At 65.5% G+C, this 16,028-nt stretch carries 19 protein-coding genes and 2 tRNA genes; 8 read left to right on the top strand and 13 right to left on the bottom strand.

Annotation, left to right across the window (positions count from 1 at the left end):
• Positions 1 to 10 precede the first annotated feature (10 nt).
• Entirely contained in the window at positions 11 to 691 is a 681-nt protein-coding gene (locus tag PFX98_RS10460) for a hemerythrin domain-containing protein (protein WP_285235137.1), read from the top strand.
• A 10-nt stretch (positions 692 to 701) separates the two neighbouring features.
• On the opposite strand, the gene PFX98_RS10455 is transcribed toward PFX98_RS10460, so the two are convergent.
• The 3 genes from PFX98_RS10455 to PFX98_RS10445 are packed head-to-tail and all read right to left on the bottom strand — an operon-like array spanning position 702 to position 4,265.
• Positions 702 to 1,436: an ABC transporter ATP-binding protein gene (locus tag PFX98_RS10455; protein ID WP_285235136.1), complete on the bottom strand. Its 735-nt coding sequence runs from the start codon at positions 1,434 to 1,436 to the stop codon at positions 702 to 704.
• Between the two features lie 7 nt (positions 1,437 to 1,443).
• Positions 1,444 to 3,222 carry a branched-chain amino acid ABC transporter ATP-binding protein/permease gene (locus PFX98_RS10450; protein ID WP_285235135.1) on the bottom strand — a complete coding sequence of 593 codons (1,779 nt, stop codon included), beginning with the start codon at positions 3,220 to 3,222 and terminating at the stop codon, positions 1,444 to 1,446.
• Between the two features lie 5 nt (positions 3,223 to 3,227).
• Positions 3,228 to 4,265, bottom strand: a complete 1,038-nt coding sequence (locus PFX98_RS10445) for a branched-chain amino acid ABC transporter permease (RefSeq protein WP_285235134.1) — start codon at positions 4,263 to 4,265, stop codon at positions 3,228 to 3,230.
• A gap of 238 nt (positions 4,266 to 4,503) precedes the next feature.
• Between PFX98_RS10445 and PFX98_RS10440 the strand changes: the two genes are divergently transcribed.
• Together PFX98_RS10440 and PFX98_RS10435 are read left to right on the top strand one after the other, a co-directional pair.
• On the top strand, positions 4,504 to 5,271 hold the full coding sequence (locus PFX98_RS10440; protein WP_285235133.1) for an enoyl-CoA hydratase/isomerase family protein: 768 nt from the start codon (positions 4,504 to 4,506) through the stop codon (positions 5,269 to 5,271).
• A 140-nt stretch (positions 5,272 to 5,411) separates the two neighbouring features.
• A complete protein-coding gene (locus PFX98_RS10435; RefSeq protein WP_285235132.1) occupies positions 5,412 to 5,651 on the top strand; it encodes a hypothetical protein in 240 nt (79 codons plus the stop codon).
• 15 nt (positions 5,652 to 5,666) lie between these two features.
• On the opposite strand, the gene PFX98_RS10430 is transcribed toward PFX98_RS10435, so the two are convergent.
• Together PFX98_RS10430 and PFX98_RS10425 are read right to left on the bottom strand one after the other, a co-directional pair.
• A complete protein-coding gene (locus PFX98_RS10430) occupies positions 5,667 to 6,227 on the bottom strand; it encodes a thymidine kinase (RefSeq protein ID WP_285235131.1) in 561 nt (186 codons plus the stop codon).
• 33 nt (positions 6,228 to 6,260) lie between these two features.
• Positions 6,261 to 6,626: an ArsR/SmtB family transcription factor gene (locus PFX98_RS10425; RefSeq protein ID WP_285235130.1), complete on the bottom strand. Its 366-nt coding sequence runs from the start codon at positions 6,624 to 6,626 to the stop codon at positions 6,261 to 6,263.
• 238 nt (positions 6,627 to 6,864) lie between these two features.
• Here PFX98_RS10425 and PFX98_RS10420 point away from each other — a divergent pair, with 238 nt between their 5' ends.
• Entirely contained in the window at positions 6,865 to 7,068 is a 204-nt protein-coding gene (locus PFX98_RS10420) for a hypothetical protein (RefSeq protein ID WP_285235129.1), read from the top strand.
• Positions 7,069 to 7,193: 125 nt separating this feature from the next.
• On the top strand, positions 7,194 to 7,841 hold the full coding sequence (locus PFX98_RS10415) for a ProQ/FINO family protein (RefSeq protein WP_285235128.1): 648 nt from the start codon (positions 7,194 to 7,196) through the stop codon (positions 7,839 to 7,841).
• A gap of 1 nt (position 7,842) precedes the next feature.
• Here PFX98_RS10415 and PFX98_RS10410 read toward each other — a convergent pair whose 3' ends face one another.
• Entirely contained in the window at positions 7,843 to 8,757 is a 915-nt protein-coding gene (locus PFX98_RS10410; RefSeq protein WP_285235127.1) for a DMT family transporter, read from the bottom strand.
• A gap of 144 nt (positions 8,758 to 8,901) precedes the next feature.
• On the opposite strand from PFX98_RS10410, the gene PFX98_RS10405 reads away from it, so the two are divergent.
• The 3 genes from PFX98_RS10405 to PFX98_RS10395 are packed head-to-tail and all read left to right on the top strand — an operon-like array spanning position 8,902 to position 10,785.
• On the top strand, positions 8,902 to 9,360 hold the full coding sequence (locus tag PFX98_RS10405; protein WP_285235126.1) for an Lrp/AsnC family transcriptional regulator: 459 nt from the start codon (positions 8,902 to 8,904) through the stop codon (positions 9,358 to 9,360).
• The gene (locus PFX98_RS10400) at positions 9,357 to 9,941 is read left to right on the top strand and encodes a tRNA-uridine aminocarboxypropyltransferase (protein ID WP_285235125.1); all 585 of its coding nucleotides are present in this window, start codon (positions 9,357 to 9,359) and stop codon (positions 9,939 to 9,941) included. The genes PFX98_RS10405 and PFX98_RS10400 overlap by 4 nt, the downstream gene beginning before the upstream one ends.
• Before the next feature lie 43 nt (positions 9,942 to 9,984).
• Entirely contained in the window at positions 9,985 to 10,785 is an 801-nt protein-coding gene (locus PFX98_RS10395) for an RDD family protein (protein ID WP_285235124.1), read from the top strand.
• A gap of 36 nt (positions 10,786 to 10,821) precedes the next feature.
• Here PFX98_RS10395 and PFX98_RS10390 read toward each other — a convergent pair.
• The 7 genes from PFX98_RS10390 to rpsK form a co-directional block, all read right to left on the bottom strand.
• Positions 10,822 to 10,898: transfer RNA gene (locus PFX98_RS10390), tRNA-Met, on the bottom strand.
• Positions 10,899 to 10,963: 65 nt separating this feature from the next.
• Positions 10,964 to 11,040: transfer RNA gene (locus tag PFX98_RS10385), tRNA-Met, on the bottom strand.
• A gap of 38 nt (positions 11,041 to 11,078) precedes the next feature.
• A complete protein-coding gene (gene dsbD / locus PFX98_RS10380; RefSeq protein ID WP_285235123.1) occupies positions 11,079 to 12,962 on the bottom strand; it encodes a protein-disulfide reductase DsbD in 1,884 nt (627 codons plus the stop codon).
• Between the two features lie 173 nt (positions 12,963 to 13,135).
• Positions 13,136 to 13,531, bottom strand: a complete 396-nt coding sequence (gene rplQ / locus PFX98_RS10375; RefSeq protein WP_285235122.1) for a 50S ribosomal protein L17 — start codon at positions 13,529 to 13,531, stop codon at positions 13,136 to 13,138.
• Positions 13,532 to 13,633: 102 nt separating this feature from the next.
• Complete coding sequence (locus PFX98_RS10370) at positions 13,634 to 14,623, bottom strand: DNA-directed RNA polymerase subunit alpha (RefSeq protein WP_285235121.1); 990 nt, start codon at positions 14,621 to 14,623, stop codon at positions 13,634 to 13,636.
• Positions 14,624 to 14,762: 139 nt separating this feature from the next.
• The gene (gene rpsD / locus PFX98_RS10365) at positions 14,763 to 15,386 is read right to left on the bottom strand and encodes a 30S ribosomal protein S4 (protein WP_285235120.1); all 624 of its coding nucleotides are present in this window, start codon (positions 15,384 to 15,386) and stop codon (positions 14,763 to 14,765) included.
• 219 nt (positions 15,387 to 15,605) lie between these two features.
• Positions 15,606 to 16,010 carry a 30S ribosomal protein S11 gene (gene rpsK, locus PFX98_RS10360; protein WP_056194196.1) on the bottom strand — a complete coding sequence of 135 codons (405 nt, stop codon included), beginning with the start codon at positions 16,008 to 16,010 and terminating at the stop codon, positions 15,606 to 15,608.
• Positions 16,011 to 16,028: the final 18 nt, after the last annotated feature.

Raw genomic sequence — 16,028 nt, 5'->3', positions numbered from 1 at the left:
AGGAGTCCCCATGCACAAGCCCGCCCGTTTCGACATGTACGCCACGATCCACCGTGCGCTGCGCCACTTCATGACCGACACGCTGACGCAGATCGGCCGACTGGATGCGGGCGACAGCGAGGCCAGCCGCGCCGCGCTGGATCAGCTCGACACCCTGCTCTACCTCTGCCGCCAGCACCTGGAGCACGAGAACCGCTTCGTGCACCCCGCCATCGAGGCGCGCAGCCCGGGCGGCTCGCAGCGCATTGCCGGCGAGCATGAGGACCATCTGGAAGCCATCGCCGCGCTGGAGGCCGAGGCCCTGGCGGTGCGTCAGGCCCCCAGCCCAACGGCCGATCTGCGCCTGTACCGCCACCTGGCCCTGTTCGTGGCCGACAACTTCGAGCACATGCAGATCGAGGAGACGCGCCACAACGAGCTGCTGTGGCAGGGCTATGACGACGCCGAGCTGGTGCAGATCCACGAGCAGATCCTGGCCTCGCTGGACCCGGCCGAACGCGGCCTCGTGCTGCGCTGGATGACGCCGGCCTTGCCGCGCAGCGAGCGCGCGGCCCTCTATGCCGAGCTGCGCAAGCAGATGCCGGGCGAGGTGTTCAGCGCGGTGCTGGAAGGCGCCAAGCCCTGGCTGGGCGCGCAGGACTGGGCCGCGCTGGTGGCCGATCTGGACCAGCGCGAAGCGCTGCTCGCCTGATCAGCCCTGCTCAACCCTGCTTCTTGGCCGCGCCCAGATAGGTCTCGATGACGCGCGGGTCGTTGGCCAGCTCGCTGGCCGGCCCCTCGAGGCCGATCTCGCCGGTCTCCAGCACATAGGCGTAATCGGCCACCTCGAGCGCGGCGCGGGCGTTCTGCTCGATCAGCAGGATGCTCACGCCAGTGTCGCGCAGGCGCGCGACGATGCGGAAGATTTCCTTCACGATCAGCGGCGCCAGGCCCAGACTGGGTTCGTCCAGCATCAGCACCTTGGGCCTGGCCATCAGGGCGCGGCCCACCGCCAGCATCTGGCGCTCGCCGCCGGACAGCGTGCCCGAGAGCTGCTCGCGACGCTCCTTCAGACGCGGGAACAGGGCGTAGACCTTCTCCAGCTCCTCGCGCCAGTCGCGCTGGCCCAGGCGCATCGGACGGTAGCCGCCGAGCACCAGGTTGTCCTCCACGCTCATGGTGGTGAAGAGCTCGCGCTTCTCGGGCACCAGGGCCAGGCCGCGCATGACGCGCTCTTCCAGGCTCAGGGCGCTGATGTCCTGGCCATCCAGCAAGACCTGACCCCGGGCGGGCAGCACGCCCATCAGCGCGTTCAGCGTGGTGCTCTTGCCGGCGCCGTTGGGGCCGATCACCGTCACCACGCTGCCCTCGGGCAGCAGCAGGTTCAGGCCCGTCAAGACCTCGGCGCGGCCGTAGCCGGCATGCAGGTCGCGTACTGTCAGCAGTTCGTTTGCCATGGTGTTGTCAGTGCTCGGTTCCCAGGTAGGCGGCGCGCACCTCGGGGCTGGCCTGCACCTCCTCGGGGGTGCCCTCGATCAGCTTGGTGCCGAACTCCATCACCACGATGCGGTCGGTCAGTCCCATCACGAATTCCATGTCGTGCTCCACCAGCAGAATGCTCAGGCCCTCGGCCTTGAGCTGGCGCAGCACCTCGGCCAGGGCCTGCTTCTCCTTGTGGCGCAGGCCGGCCGCGGGTTCGTCCAGCAGCAGCAGGGCGGGGTCGGTGCAGAGCGCGCGCGCGATCTCCATCAGGCGCTGCGGGCCCAGGGCCAGATTGCCGGCCAGCTCGTGCATCTGGCCTTGCATGCCGATGCGCTGGAGCTGCTTCTCGGCCTCGGCGAACAGGCAGCGCTCCTCGGCGCGGTCGAGCCGCAGCATGGCGCGCAGGGTGCCGCTGCTGCTGCGCAGATAGCCGCCCAGCGCGACGTTCTCCAGCACCGTCATGTCGGCAATCATCTTCACATGCTGGAAGGTGCGCGACATGCCGCGCTCGGCAATGCGGCGCGAGTTCAAACCGCCCACCGGAAGACCGCGGAAGTTGACCTTGCCGCTGGTCAGGCTCAGCACGCCGGAGACCAGGTTGAAGGTGGTGGACTTGCCGGCACCGTTGGGGCCGATCAGGCCGATGATCTCGCCGGCGCGGATCTTGAAGCTGACGTCGTTGACCGCGACCAGGCCACCGAACTGTTTGCGCACCTTGTCCACCTCGAGCAGCAGTTCGCCGGGCTCGGGCTTGTCGCGCGCCGGCAGGGGCGCGGCGCCAGCCCAGTCGTGCGCGCGGCGGCGCGCCGGCAGCCAGCGCGCCGTCAGGCCTTGGGAAAAGGGCCACAAGCCCTTGGGCGCGTACTTGAGCATCAGCACCAGCAGCACGCCCAGCACGATGACCTCGAAGTTGCCATTGCTGCCCAACAGTCGCGGCAGCAATTCCTTCAGCTGGTCTTCCAGGATCTTCAGCACCCCGGAGCCGACGAAGGCGCCCCAGACCGTGCCGACACCGCCCACCACCGCCATGAAAAGGTACTCGATGCCCATCTTCAGCGCGAAGGGGCTGGGATTCACGGTGCGCTGGAAATGCGCGAACAGCCAGCCCGAGACCGAGGCCAGCATGGCCGCGATGACGAAGATCACGACCTTGTAGCGGAAGGTGGAAACGCCCATGGCCTCGGCCATCACGGTGCCGCCGTTGAGGGCGCGGATGGCGCGGCCGGGCCGCGAGTCGAGCAGGTTCTTCACGCCCCAGGCGCCCGCCAGCGCAAAGATCCACACCAGGTAGTAGAGCGCGCGGCCATCCTGCAGGCTGAGGCCGAACAGGTTCAGGGCCGGCAGGCCCAGGATGCCGTCGTACTTGCCGAGGAACTCGGTGTTGGCGATCAGGTAGTTGAGGCTCAGCGCCCAGGCGATGGTGGCCAGCGGCAGGTAATGGCCCGACATGCGCAGCGTCAGCCAGGCCAGCAGCAGCGCGATCAGCACCGTGCAGGCGAGGCCGGCGAACAGGGCCAGCCAGGGCGAGATGCCATAACGCGTGGACAGCAGGGCCGTGGTGTAGGCCCCCACGCCCACGAAGGCGGCCTGCCCGAAGGAGGTGAGCCCGCCCACGCCGGTGAGCAGCACCAGGCCCAGGGCCACGAGGGCGAACATGCCGATGTAGTTGAGCTGGGTGATCCAAAACTCGGGCACCGGCAGCACCGGCAGCATGAACAGCACCAGCAGGCCCAGTGCGGGAAGAAGTTTGCGCGATTGCATGGCGATCAATGCTCTTCGGTATGCGGGTCGCGCAGGCTGCGCCAGAGCAGCACCGGCAGGATGGAGGTGAAGACGATCACTTCCTTGAAGGCGCTGGCCCAGAAGGAGCTGAAGGATTCCAGCAGGCCCACCAGCACCGCACCCAGCGCGGCGCCGGGATAGCTGGAGAGGCCTGCGAACACGGCGGCGACGAAGCCCTTCAGGCCGATCAGGAAGCCGCTGTCGTAGAAGATCGTCGTGGTGGGGCTGATCAGCAGCCCGGAGAGCGCACCGATGAAGGCCGCCATGGTGAAGGACAGCCGCCCCGCCGCGGTGCTGGAGATGCCCATCAGGCGCGCTCCCAATCGGTTCACCGCGGTGGCGCGCAGCGCCTTGCCATAGAGGCTGCGCTCGAAGAACAGCCACAGCATCAGGATCAGCGCGATCGAGGCCAGGATGATGATGAGGGTCTGGCCCGAGAGCATCAGCGGGCCGGCGTTGAAGCTGGCATCCCAGAAGCTCGGATTGCGCGAACCCTCGGCACCGAAGAACACCAGGCCCAGGCCGGTGAGCGCAAAGTGCACGCCCACCGAGACGATCAGCAACACCAGCACCGAGGCATCCGCCAGCGACTGGTAGGCCAGGCGGTAGACCAGGCCGCCCATGGGCGTGACGATGGCCAGGGTCAGCAGCGCCTGCAACACCAGGGGCAGTTTTTGCGGCGCTGCCCAGAGCGCCAGCAGGCCGATCAACAGCGCCGGCGCGGCCGACTTGAGCGCCACTGCCGCGGCACGCGGCAGGGCCTGCCCGGCACGCCAGCCGGCTGCCAGATCCATCAGCGCAACCAGGGCGCCCATCGCGATCAGGAAATGCACGGTCAGCGGGGTCTGGCCCAGTTGCAGACCCGCCATGGTGAGCGCCCCGAAGGCGACGAATTCGCCCTGCGGAATGAAGATCACGCGGGTGACCGCGAACACCAGCACGGTAGCCAGCGCCAGCAAGGCGTAAATGGCCCCGTTGGTCACGCCATCCAGCATCAGGATGCTTGCTATCGAGAAGTCCATGAGCCCACTCTAAACAAAATGCCTCCAAGCACCCCTGGTACAGGGCCGCATTGACAAAGCGCAAATTTCCCAGCCGACCGGTCGGTCGAAATTGATTTGGGGTAAACGCCGGCAGACTACCCCAGGGCGGGGCCCGGTTCTGACGCGAGGCTGACGGCCGGCAAATGTCGCCCGGCCGGCCTATGTCCGACTGACTCGCTCAGGCTTGTGGCGCGAGTCACACGACTAGACTGTGCCGATGCCCGACAAGACCCCCTCCCTTCAGATCGATGGCGCACTGGCGCGCATCACCCTCAGACGCAGCCATGTGGCCAACCGCCTCGAACTGCTGGACCTGCAGACCCTCGGCGCGCAGCTGCGCGAGGTGAATGCAAACGCCGCCGTGCGCGTGCTGCTGCTGCAGGCCGAGGGCAAGCATTTCTGCAGCGGCTTCAATATCGACGCTATGGAAGCAGTTCCAGGCGTGGATGCCGGGGCTTTGTTCGAGGCCCTCACCAACGCCTGGGAGAACGCCCGGCCGGTGACGGTGGCGGCAATCCAAGGCGGGGTCTACGGCGGCGCCACCGACCTGGCCCTGGCCTGCGACTTCCGCCTGGGCGTGCCCAGCTGCGAGATGTTCGTGCCGGCCGCGCGCCTGGGCCTGCACTTCTACCGCGGCGGCTTGGAGCGTTACGTGAATCGCCTCGGCGTGGGCGTGGCCAAGCGCGTGCTGCTGGCCTGCGAAACCCTGGATGCCCGGGCCATGAGGGACTGCGGTTTTCTGGACCAGCTCTTGCCCGACCGCAGCGCCCTGCAGGCCGCGACCGAGGAACTTTGCACGCGCCTGGCCGGCTATGCGCCACTGGCCCTGGCGGCCATGAAGCTGCACTTGAACGCGATCGCCAGCGGCCGGCTGGACGTCGACCAACTGCGCTCCGACATCGCCGTTTCCAACGCCTCGCAGGACCTTGCCGAGGGCGTGCGCGCCTGGCAGGAAAAACGCGCACCACAGTTCCGTGGGTTTTGACCAACCGGATTGCCCCCAATCATGGGGAGCCGGCAATGGTGGAAAATAGAGGTTTGGACGTGTGCGTGGCCCAGATAGAGGAAAATCGGGGCTGACGCCAACCGTCTGGCATCAATACTCTCACTCTACTCAGGACCAGCGTGGCCAAGGACAGTACCAAAACCACCATCGAAGCCGATGGTTTGCGCTACCGATCAAAAGCACCCGGCTCGCCCTTTGCGGCGACCTCTTCCTTCGGCGCGGCCACCATGTCGTGCTTCCTCTGCGGCAAGCACCGCCCGCGCGCGATGCTCAAGTCCAAGAAGCTGCTGGGCAAGTCGCAGCCCGTCTGCGCCCCGTCTTGCAAGGAACTGGAAGAGCAGCTGAGCAAGAAGCCCTGAGGAGCTGGAGCCCCCTCAGCTCTGCCTGAAGCAGCGCCCGCAAACCGCACGGTAGCGGGCGTTGCCGCCGATCTCCACCTGCGCGCCTTCGGTGATCTTGCGGTTGTTGGCATCCACCCGCATATTCATCGTCGCCTTGCGACCGCAGTCGCAAATCGTCTTCATCTCATCCATCTCGTCCGCCAGGGCCAGCAACGTGGCCGATCCGGGGAACAGCTCGCCCTGGAAATCGGTGCGCAGCCCATAGCAGATGGCCGGCAGATTGCGCAGATGCGCGATCTCGTGCAAGGCCCAGACCTGGGCCTTGGTGAGGAACTGCGCCTCGTCCACCAGGATGCAGGCAATGCCCGGCTGCTCGCCCAGCAGAGCCTGGAAATCCGTCGTCGCATCGAACACCTCCGCATGGCGCTGTGGCCCCAGGCGTGAGGTAACCACGCCATGCCCATAGCGATCGTCGACCTGGGCCGTGAAGATGCGCACGCTGTGGCCACGCTCCTCGTAGTTGTGCGCCACCTGTAGCAAGGCGGTGGACTTGCCGGCATTCATGGCGGCATAGCGGAAAAACAGTTTGGCCATCTTGGATTCGGTGCGTGGAATGAGTGCGCCGGTTCAGCCGGCCTTCTTGCGCGCCGCGCCCGCCGGGCGCTGCACAAAGGCCTGGCGCGCCTGCAGTTGCTGCTCGAACTGGCGCGCGATATTGCCGCAGACCAGATCGCAGAGCGCATAGACCGAGGGGTCCGCGATGCGATAGAAGACGCTGGTGCCGCGCCCCTCGCGGCTGACGAAGCCCTGCTTGGTAAGCAGGTTCAGGTGGCGCGACACGTTCGCGGCCGTGCACTCGCAGGCCGTCGCCAGGTCACCCACATTGCGTTCGCCGCCGCGCAGCAGGTTGAGGATGCGCAAGCGCGTGGGCTCGGACAGCACCTGAAAGTAGCTGGCCACCTGGTCCAGTGCCTCGGGGGGCAGGTCTTGCATGGAACGCTTGCTCGGCTCGTGGATAAAGGCGCCATGATGCCTCAGTCCGCGCTCGGCGATGGCAGGCGTCCGCCCCTGGCCCGCAACATGCTTGTGGTTTATCGCATGACCCCCGGGCAAGCGAGATGGCGCTGTCACAAGCGGAGCGCCTAATATGAGCCGAGAGGGAAGCAAGCGACCATCAACCGAGGCCGGCCGCACACAAGGCGGAACGGGCTCGAACCAGACAGCCACCACAATGAGCAAAGACACCTACACCAGCGTCAGCGAAGACGGCCTGCGCTATGAGTCGAAGTTGGGGGGATCACCGTTTCTGGGCAGCGGCCACACCCGCTCCTGCTTCAAGTGCGGCAAGCACCGCCCACCCACCAGCCTGCAGTCCAAGCGCATCCTGGGCCGCACCGAGGTGGTCTGCAAACCCGGTTGCGCCACGGGTAAATAGCGCGCATCTACGACGACGCGGCCACTGTCGCGGCCCAGCTCAATGGGGTGAGATTTGCCAGGGCTGGCGCGGCATGGGCACAATGCCGCCTTTCCTGCTCACAAAGCCGCCAGCCGGCGCCATCCATGTCGTCTCCCAATCCGCAGCCCGCCGCGCCGGTCGATCAGAGCCCGGCCGCCTGCGCCGCCCAGCTCAAGCAACTGTTCCCTGCCTTGTTCAGCGGCGGCGCCAAGCCGCTGAAGCTGCGCATCCAAGCCGACATCCAGGAGCGGGCGCCCGGCGTCTTCACCAAGCAGATGCTGTCGGCCTTTTTGCGCCGCTATACCGGTGGCACCGGCTACCTGATCGCGCTCAGCAAGGCCCAGCATCGTTTTGACCTCGATGGCCAGCCGGCCGGTGAGCTGAGCCAGGAACACCGCGATGCGGCCGTGCAGGAGCTGGCGCGCCGCCGCAATCTGACCGAGACACGCCGCGCCGAGGAAGAACAGCAGCAGCGCCAGCGCGCCCAGCTCCTGCACGATTTCTCGCGCACCACGCTGACGCCGGCCAACTTCTGTGCCCTCAAGGGCATAGCCCTGGAGGCGCTGGAACCCCTGCTGGAGCAGGCGCGTGAGGAAGAGCAGGCTCGCCGCGCGGCCCCGCCACCGGCGCGCCGGCCGGACCCGCGTGGCCAGCGCCCGGGCGGCCCCTCGGGCCGTGATGATCGCCATGGCCGGCCGGCACCGCGCCGGGCCGATCAGCGCCCGCCCAAGGCCAAGCCCGAGGCGCAGTAACTCAGCGCTGGGTCCAGATCACCCCGGCCACGATCAGCACCATGCCGATCACCGACACCGGGCCGGGGAACTCCGCAAACAAGGGCATGGCCATCAGGGCCGCCAGCACGGGGGCCAGCGCGCCACCCGTGGCCGCTCGCTGAGCGCCCAGGCGCGCGATCGCGTAGGAATAGCACAGGGTGGACGCCAGCCCCACGCCGAGGCCCTGGATGGCACCGTGCAGCAGCATGTCGTGTCCCGACATGCTCAGCAGGCCCAGCGGCGGATGCAGCAGCAACCAGGGTGCCAGCAGCAGCAGCGACACGCAGGAGATCAGCGCAGCCGCTTCGACGGGCGCCAGCTGAGCGCGGCGCAGCACCAGCGTGTAGTTGGCCCACATCAGACTGCCCAGCAGAAACAGGGCATAGCCCTGGGCGAGATCACCTTGGCCGTGATTGAAGGCCAGCAAGCAGGCCACGCCCGCGGCAATCATGGCCAGCGGCGCTGGCTTGGACAACGCGGCCCGACCAACGCGCAGGGCGTTGAGCAGCGCCACGAACAGAGGAATGGTGCCGGGGATCAGGGTGCTGCCGTCCAGCACCGGCGCATGCTTCATGCCCCAGCCGGCGATCAAGAAGTAGGGCAGCCCGGCGCCGGCCACGATGCTCAGCCAGGCCGACCACGGCAGAGCGGCAAAGCGGCGCCAGCGCATCCACAGCACCGGCGCGAACACCAGGCCGGCTGGCAGGAAACGCACCAACGCCAGTTCGGCCGGCGCCAGCTGCGCGCGCGCACCGGCGCGCAGCGAGACAAAGAAGCCGGCCCAGATCAACACCGTGATGCCCAGGGCGATCCAGCCCGCGGTATCGCGGCGCTCGCGACCAAAGCTGGCACTCATGCCGGCGGTGGCGGGGATGGGGCGGGGAATTATCTGCATGTGCGCCTAGGGTTACTACCAGCACGCATTTTCGCGAGCAAGCTCGAGCCGAATCGACCAGCTTTCCCACATTACCGCTTCGTTTGCGCGCGAATTCACCAATGACTGCGAGAATCAGGCGTTTTTCGTCCAAGGAGCCCCGCTGTGGATCGCATCGATGTGCAAATGCTCGAGTTGTTGCAGGCCGAAGGCCGGCTCAGCATCGCCGAGTTGGCCGAGCGCGTGGCGCTCTCGCCCACGCCCTGCGCGCGGCGCCTCAAGCGCCTGGAGGAAGGCGGCTACATCGCCGGCTACCGCGCTGTGCTGGACCGCCAGCGTCTGCAGCTCGCCACCACCGTGTTCGTGAACGTGCGCCTGATGCACCATCGCGAGGACGCGGTGCGCCTGTTCGAGGCCGCCATGCAGGCGATGAGCGAGGTGGTGGCCTGCCATGTGGTGTCGGGTGCACATGACTATCTGCTTGAGGTCGTGGTACGCGACCTACCCGACTACGAACAGAGCGTACGCAAGCTGCAAGCCCATCCCATGGTGCAGGACATCACCAGCAACTTCGCCATCCGCAGCGTCAAGAGCGGCGCACCGCTGCCGCTCAAATCGCTGTGAGTCGCGCCCTCTGCCCGCGCTGCGAGCGCCCGCTGCGCGTCTGCCTGTGCGAACTGGTGCAGCCGGTGTCGAATCAGGTGCGGGTGCTGATCCTGCAGCACCCCTCGGAGCAGCGGCAGGCCAAGGGCACCGCGCGCCTGCTGTCGTTGTCCTTGCAGCATTGCGAGCTGCGCGTGGGCGAGCAGTTCGCGCCCGATCCAGATACAGACGGGCGCTACAGCCTGCTGCTGTACCCGAGCAGCCCCACCGACCCCATATTGCCCGCCACCCCAGCAGCGGACTTCGCGCGGCTGAACCAGCTGGCTCAACTGCAGCTGATCGTGCTGGACGGCACCTGGCGCAAGAGCCGCAGGCTGCTCTATCAAAACCCCTGGTTGCAGGCCTTGCCACGGCTGTCGCTACAGAGCCTACCAGCACCGGCCTACCGCATCCGGCGCGCACATGCCGAGCATCAGCTCTCCACGCTGGAGGCCGTGGCCTGTGCCCTGCAGCAACTCGAGGGCAGGCCGGCGCACTGGCAGCCGCTTTGGCAGAGCTTTGAGACCTTCATCGCGCGCGAACTGGAACGGCAGCCCCAATGAGCGCTACAGTCCGCGATCGAAAAATGCTTGGCAACCGAACCACATGCGCGCATTGATCAGCCCCCGCAGCACCGACGTGCGTGCCTGGGTCACGCCCGAGGACCTGAACGTGGCGCCCGAGTTGCTCGGCAAGCCGCTGGCCACGCCGGCCAAGCGGGCGATGGCGATGCTCATCGACCTGCTGCTGATCTCGCTGACATCCAATCTTGGCAATATCTGGTGGCTATGTGCCACCGGCGTCGGTGGCTTGCTTTGGCTGCGCCGCAAGCCCGAGAAGCCACGCCGGATCGGCTGGGCTATCGTCGCCGTGATGCTGGCGCTGGGAGCGCAGCAGACTTGGCAAGACCTGACCCGTGAACCGCGCGCCGCCCAGCCGCATGCGGCTGCGGAGTCGGCGAGCACGGGTGACGAAGCAGACAGCAAGGACCGGCGCATCGCCGAACTGGAAGCCAAGCTCGCCAAGGAACGCGCCAAGCAGCCGCTGGACTTGCGCGGCCAGATCAAGCATTGGATCGATGAAATCGGGCTCAGCTACGGCTGGGCCTTGCTGTACTTCACATTGCTGCCGGTGGCCTGGCCCGGCCAGACGGCTGGCAAGCGCCTGCTCGGATTGCGCGTGGTCGAGTTGACCGGCAAACCACTAACCCTGATGACCTGCTTCAAGCGCTACGGCGGCTACGCCGCCGGCATGGCCACCGGCTTCATGGGTTTTGTGCAGATCTTCTGGGACAGCAACTGCCAGACCATCGAAGACAAGACGGCCCACACCGTGGTGATCGATCTGCGCAATCCCGCGCGCCTGGCGGTGCATGAGCCCGCCAAGGATGAGGTCACGAGCGCCTGAAACGAAAAAGCCGCTAGGAGCTAGCGGCTTTTGACTTGGTTGCGGGGGCAGGATTTGAACCTACGACCTTTGGGTTATGAGCCCAACGAGCTACCAGACTGCTCCACCCCGCGACTGATCTGAACAAAAAAGCCGCCCGACTGGTGAGCGGCTCTTGCTGAACCGAAGTTCTTGTATTTGGTTGCGGGGGCAGGATTTGAACCTACGACCTTTGGGTTATGAGCCCAACGAGCTACCAGACTGCTCCACCCCGCGACTGAAGCTAGCAGTATAGCGCACTATTGCGAGTTCTGTCAGATGCCGGCAGCCTCAAGCGAAGAAAGAAAGCGCGGCGCGTCCTGGAAGCCAATCACGCGCACGCCCTGCAGTTCCTCGCCGGCCGGGCTGAAGAAGATGGTGCCCGGCGGGCCGAAGAGCTTGAAGCGCTTGAGCAGTTCGCGATCCGCCGCCGAATTGGCGGTGACATCGGCCTTCAAGAGCACCGCCTTGGCCAGGCGTTGCTGCACCGCCGGTTCGCTGAAGGTGAAGCGCTCCATCTCCTTGCAGGACTTGCACCAGTCGGCATAGAAATCCAGCATCACCGGCTTGCCGGCGGTCTTGAGGATCTGGTCCAGCTCGACCACGTCGCGAACAAGCTTGAACGGCAACTCGGCCGATGCGCCCGCGGCAAGCGGGCCCGCGCCGCTCTTGAGCGGCGACGCCTGCGCCAGGCTCACGCCACTCAGCGGCTTGAACGGATCGGTGCCTCCCGCGGCGGCCCCCACCCATTGCAGCAGGCCAAAGGCCAGCGCCGCGAACGCGAGAGTCTTGCGCAGCCAAGCACGCGGACCGGCACTGACATGCCAGGGCTTGAACAGGCCCAGGGCCAGCGAGCTGCCGACCAGCAAGGCACCTACCAGGGCCTGGTGAAGCGCATCAGGCAGGATGGGCTGCACGGTCCAGAGCGCCACCGCCAACAGCAACATGCCGAAGAAATGCTTCACGCCGTCCATCCAGGGGCCCGCGCGCGGCAGCAAGGTGCCCGCCGACAGCCCCAGCAGCAGCAGCGGCACGCTCATGCCGTTGGCCATCGCGTAGAGGGCCGAACCACCCAGCACCACGTCCTGACTCTTGCTGAGGTAGAGCAAGGCGCTGGCCAGCACGCCCGTGACACAAGGGCTCACCAGAATCGCCGACACCGCCCCCATCAGGAACACCGCCACGAAGCGGCCGCCCTCGAGCTTTTGCGTGGTGTCGTTGAGCTTGTTGGCAAAACGGCTGGGCAGTTGCAGCTCGTAGGCGCCGAACATCGACAGCGCGAACAGCACCAGCGCTAGGCCGAAGACGATCAGCACCGGCGTGGACTGGAAATAGGCCGCCAAGCCCTCCCCTGCCAAGCCTGCCGCGATGCCCAGGGCGGTATAGACCAAGGCCATGCCTTGGGAGTACGCCAGCGCCAGTGCGAAACCACGGCCGCGCGAGACCTTGCCGCCGCCGCCCACGATGATCGATGCGAGGATGGGCACCATGGGCAATACGCAGGGCGTCAGCGACAGGCCGACGCCGCCAATGAAGAACAGGCCCACCACAAGCCAGAAACGGCCGGACTGCAGCACCTCGTCGAGGCGGCTGGCTGGCTTGTCACCCGAACCGGCCAGCGTCGACTTGGCCCCCGTGCCCACGGCAGGCGACAGCCCGCCGCTGTCGTTAGCAGCCCCAAAGCTGCCAAAGCCTTCGGCGGCAGGCAGCAGACTCGCCGAGCCATCACCACCGAACTGCTTGAGCTTCAACACGACGGGGCGTGTCATGGGGGGATAGCACAGGCCCTTGTCGGCGCAGCCCTGGCCGGTCACGCGCAGCTCAAGACTTGGTGCGCCCTGCTCGATCGCCACGCGCACCTTGAGGCCATCGCGATAGACCTCCACTTCCTTCTGGAAGGTCTCGTCGTACTTCTTCTTGCCATCGGGAATGCTCACGGCGCCCAACTGCCCGACGCCCTGCAGTTCGAACTTGAACTGGTCGCGGTACATGTAATACCCGGGCGCAATGACGAAGCTGACTTCGGCACTGCGTTCATCCAGTGTGCGCACGGCCAGCTTGAAGGCTTGTTCGGGCTCGAGGAAATCATCGGCATGCGCGGCAATAACGGATGCCAGGCCGAGCAGCACGAAGAAAAATAGGCGACGCAGGATGGACATGAAGATCAGCAGGATGTGAGCTCGAACACGGGCCTACGGCATGCCCGCTCGAGCGAAGCGCGCAGCTTAGCGCCATTCAAGCGCGGCTGCCTTAGGTCTTACGGCAGACCTTGCTGCAGACGAAAAAAAGGCCAGCTGGTGCTGGCCTTTCTCGATGCGCGATGCAGAAGAATTTATTCTGCAGCGGCTTCCACGGTGGCTTCGGCCACTTCGGGGCGATCCACCAGCTCGACAAAAGCCATCGGAGCGTTATCGCCGACGCGGAAACCCATCTTCAGGATGCGGGTGTAGCCGCCCGGACGGGTGTTGTAACGCGGGCCCAGCTCGTTGAACAGCTTGGTGACGATCTCGCGGTCGCGCAGGCGGGCAAATGCCAGACGGCGGTTCGCCACGGTAGCCACCTTGGCCAGCGTGATGAGGGGCTCGACGACGCGACGCAGTTCCTTGGCCTTGGGGACCGTGGTCTTGATGGCTTCGTGACGCAGCAGCGACACAGCCATATTGCGCAGCATGGCGGCGCGGTGCTCGCTGGTACGGTTGAGCTTACGGAGTCCGTTACGGTGACGCATGGTGCTGTCCTTTCATTAAATAATCGCCGGCAGCCGTATCAGGTACTGCCGGGTGCACCGGCTGGGGTTGGTCAGCGCCCCAGCCACTTTCAAAACTTCTTATTAACGCTTGTCCAAGCCTTGCGGCGGCCAGTTTTCCAGGCGGGCGCCCAGTGTCAGGCCACGCGAGGCCAGCACTTCCTTGATTTCGTTGAGCGACTTGCGACCCAGATTCGGGGTCTTCAGCAGCTCGGTCTCGGTGCGCTGGATCAGGTCGCCGATGTAGTAGATGTTTTCGGCCTTCAAGCAGTTGGCCGAACGCACCGTCAGCTCGAGCTCGTCGACCGGGCGCAGCAGGATCGGATCGAAGCTGCTGGAACGCTGGGCCGGCTGGTCGAAGGCGTCGACCAGGTCGGTGCCTTGCAGCTGTGCGAACACGGCGAGCTGTTCAACCAGGATCTTGGCCGAAGCACGGATCGCTTCCTCGGGCGAGATGGCGCCGTTGGTTTCGATTTCCATGACCAGCTTGTCCAGGTCGGTACGCTGCTCGACGCGGGCGTTTTCGACGGCGTAGCTGACGCGACGCACGGGCGAGAACGAAGCGTCCAGGACGATACGACCAATGCTCTTGGTCGGCTCGTCGCCGTAACGGCGCATCGTGCCGGGCACATAGCCGCGACCCTTCTCGACCTTGATCTGCATATCCAGCTTGCCGCCTTGCGACAGATGGGCGATCACGTGGTCCGGATTGATGATCTCGACGTCGTGCGGAGTCTGGATGTCGGCAGCCGTCACCGGGCCTTCACCTTCCTTGCGCAGGACCAGGGTCACTTCCTCACGGTTGTGCAGACGGAACACCACACCCTTGAGGTTGAGCATGATGTGAACGACATCTTCTTGCACGCCATCGATGGCCGAGTACTCGTGGAGTACCCCAGCGATCGTGACTTCCGTCGGCGCATAACCCACCATCGAGGACAGCAGCACACGGCGCAGGGCATTGCCCAGGGTGTGGCCATAGCCGCGTTCGAACGGCTCCAGGGTGACCTTGGCGCGGTGACCGCCCAGGGGCTCCACATTGATGGATTTGGGTTTGAGCAGATTGGTTTGCATGAGGTCTTTCTTTCAATACCCTCGGTTCGTTACACCGATAAGGCTGATGGACCAACCGGGTGCAGGCCAGCAATAGCCAGACCCGGACGAGGAACAGCCGAGCAGGCCCCTCAGGAGCCGCTCGGCAGACACGGGTCGATTAGCGCGAGTACAACTCAACGATCAGCGATTCGTTGATTTCGGCACCGAATTCATCACGGTCCGGAGCCTTCTTGAACACGCCTTCCAGCTTGGTGCCGTCCACGGCAACCCAGGCCGGCAGGCCGATCGAATCAGCCAGCTTGAATGCGTCGATGATGCGCAGCTGCTTCTTGGCCTTTTCACGCACGGCGACCACGTCACCAGCCTTGACCAGGTAGGAAGCGATGTTCACGACTTCACCGTTCACGGTGATGCCCTTGTGCGAGACCAGCTGACGTGCTTCAGCGCGCGTCGAGCCGAAGCCCATGCGATAGACGACGTTGTCCAGGCGCGATTCCAGCAGGGTCAGCAGGTTCACGCCGGTCGAGCCCTTGCGGCGCTCGGCCTCGGCGAAGTAGCGGCGGAACTGACGCTCCAGCACGCCATACATGCGCTTGACCTTCTGCTTTTCACGCAGTTGCAGACCGAAGTCCGAGGTGCGCTGGCCGGAAGTGCGACCATGTTGACCAGGCTTGGAATCAAACTTGGCCTTGTCGCTGATGGCGCGGCGGGCGCTCTTCAGGAACAGGTCGGTGCCTTCACGGCGGGAAAGTTTGGCCTTGGGGCCGAGGTAACGTGCCACTTTGCGTGTCCTTGTTCAATCTGACGCAGGTCTGCCGCAGGAAGCAGCTGAACTTGCGCGAGTCCGGCCAGTGTTTTTCTAGGCTCGAACGGTGGTCTTAGGAGGCTTGCGAGACATCCGGGGGATGCGTCATGGGCCTCAGCAAAACAGCCGGCGCGGCACTTGCGTGCCCGCCGGCGCGGGGGTCAAAACCGCGATTATCGCACTAAAGACGAAGTCTTAGATACGACGACGCTTCTGCGGACGGCAACCGTTGTGCGGCACCGGCGTCACGTCGGAAATCGAGTTGATGCGGATGCCGAGCGCAGCCAGGGCACGAACCGACGATTCACGGCCAGGGCCGGGGCCCTTGATCTTGACGTCGAGGTTCTTGATGCCTTGTTCTTGAGCAGCGCGGCCCGCCACCTCGGCAGCCACCTGGGCAGCGAAGGGCGTCGACTTGCGCGAACCCTTGAAACCCTGACCACCCGACGAAGCCCAGGACAGGGCGCCGCCTTGACGGTCGGTGATGGTGATGATGGTGTTGTTGAACGAAGCGTGGACGTGCGCAATGCCGTCGGCAACGTTCTTGCGAACCTTCTTGCGAACGCGCTGGGCAGCCGAGTTATTGGGTGCTTTTGCCATGATGAGCTTTCTTCAGTG

Origin of the sequence: Paucibacter sediminis, from assembly GCF_030254645.1 — a bacterium.
Classification (GTDB): domain Bacteria; phylum Pseudomonadota; class Gammaproteobacteria; order Burkholderiales; family Burkholderiaceae_C; genus Paucibacter_B; species Paucibacter_B sediminis.
Note: the sequence above shows the minus strand (reverse complement) of the source record. Positions and strands in the feature narration are given on the sequence as shown.

Bases quoted from the DNA above. Each gene is read 5' to 3' on its own strand.
- PFX98_RS10420 (WP_285235129.1), top strand. From the start codon at position 6,865: ATGAGCAAAGACACCTACACCAGCGTCAGCGAAGACGGCCTGCGCTAT.
- PFX98_RS10460 (WP_285235137.1), top strand. From the start codon at position 11: ATGCACAAGCCCGCCCGTTTCGACATGTACGCCACGATCCACCGTGCG.
- PFX98_RS10440 (WP_285235133.1), top strand. From the start codon at position 4,504: ATGCCCGACAAGACCCCCTCCCTTCAGATCGATGGCGCACTGGCGCGC.
- dsbD (WP_285235123.1), bottom strand. From the start codon at position 12,962: ATGTCCATCCTGCGTCGCCTATTTTTCTTCGTGCTGCTCGGCCTGGCA.
- PFX98_RS10425 (WP_285235130.1), bottom strand. From the start codon at position 6,626: ATGCAAGACCTGCCCCCCGAGGCACTGGACCAGGTGGCCAGCTACTTT.
- rplQ (WP_285235122.1), bottom strand. From the start codon at position 13,531: ATGCGTCACCGTAACGGACTCCGTAAGCTCAACCGTACCAGCGAGCAC.
- PFX98_RS10430 (WP_285235131.1), bottom strand. From the start codon at position 6,227: ATGGCCAAACTGTTTTTCCGCTATGCCGCCATGAATGCCGGCAAGTCC.
- PFX98_RS10445 (WP_285235134.1), bottom strand. From the start codon at position 4,265: ATGGACTTCTCGATAGCAAGCATCCTGATGCTGGATGGCGTGACCAAC.
- PFX98_RS10455 (WP_285235136.1), bottom strand. From the start codon at position 1,436: ATGGCAAACGAACTGCTGACAGTACGCGACCTGCATGCCGGCTACGGC.
- PFX98_RS10395 (WP_285235124.1), top strand. From the start codon at position 9,985: ATGCGCGCATTGATCAGCCCCCGCAGCACCGACGTGCGTGCCTGGGTC.
- PFX98_RS10415 (WP_285235128.1), top strand. From the start codon at position 7,194: ATGTCGTCTCCCAATCCGCAGCCCGCCGCGCCGGTCGATCAGAGCCCG.
- PFX98_RS10410 (WP_285235127.1), bottom strand. From the start codon at position 8,757: ATGCAGATAATTCCCCGCCCCATCCCCGCCACCGCCGGCATGAGTGCC.
- PFX98_RS10370 (WP_285235121.1), bottom strand. From the start codon at position 14,623: ATGCAAACCAATCTGCTCAAACCCAAATCCATCAATGTGGAGCCCCTG.
- PFX98_RS10450 (WP_285235135.1), bottom strand. From the start codon at position 3,222: ATGCAATCGCGCAAACTTCTTCCCGCACTGGGCCTGCTGGTGCTGTTC.
- rpsK (WP_056194196.1), bottom strand. From the start codon at position 16,010: ATGGCAAAAGCACCCAATAACTCGGCTGCCCAGCGCGTTCGCAAGAAG.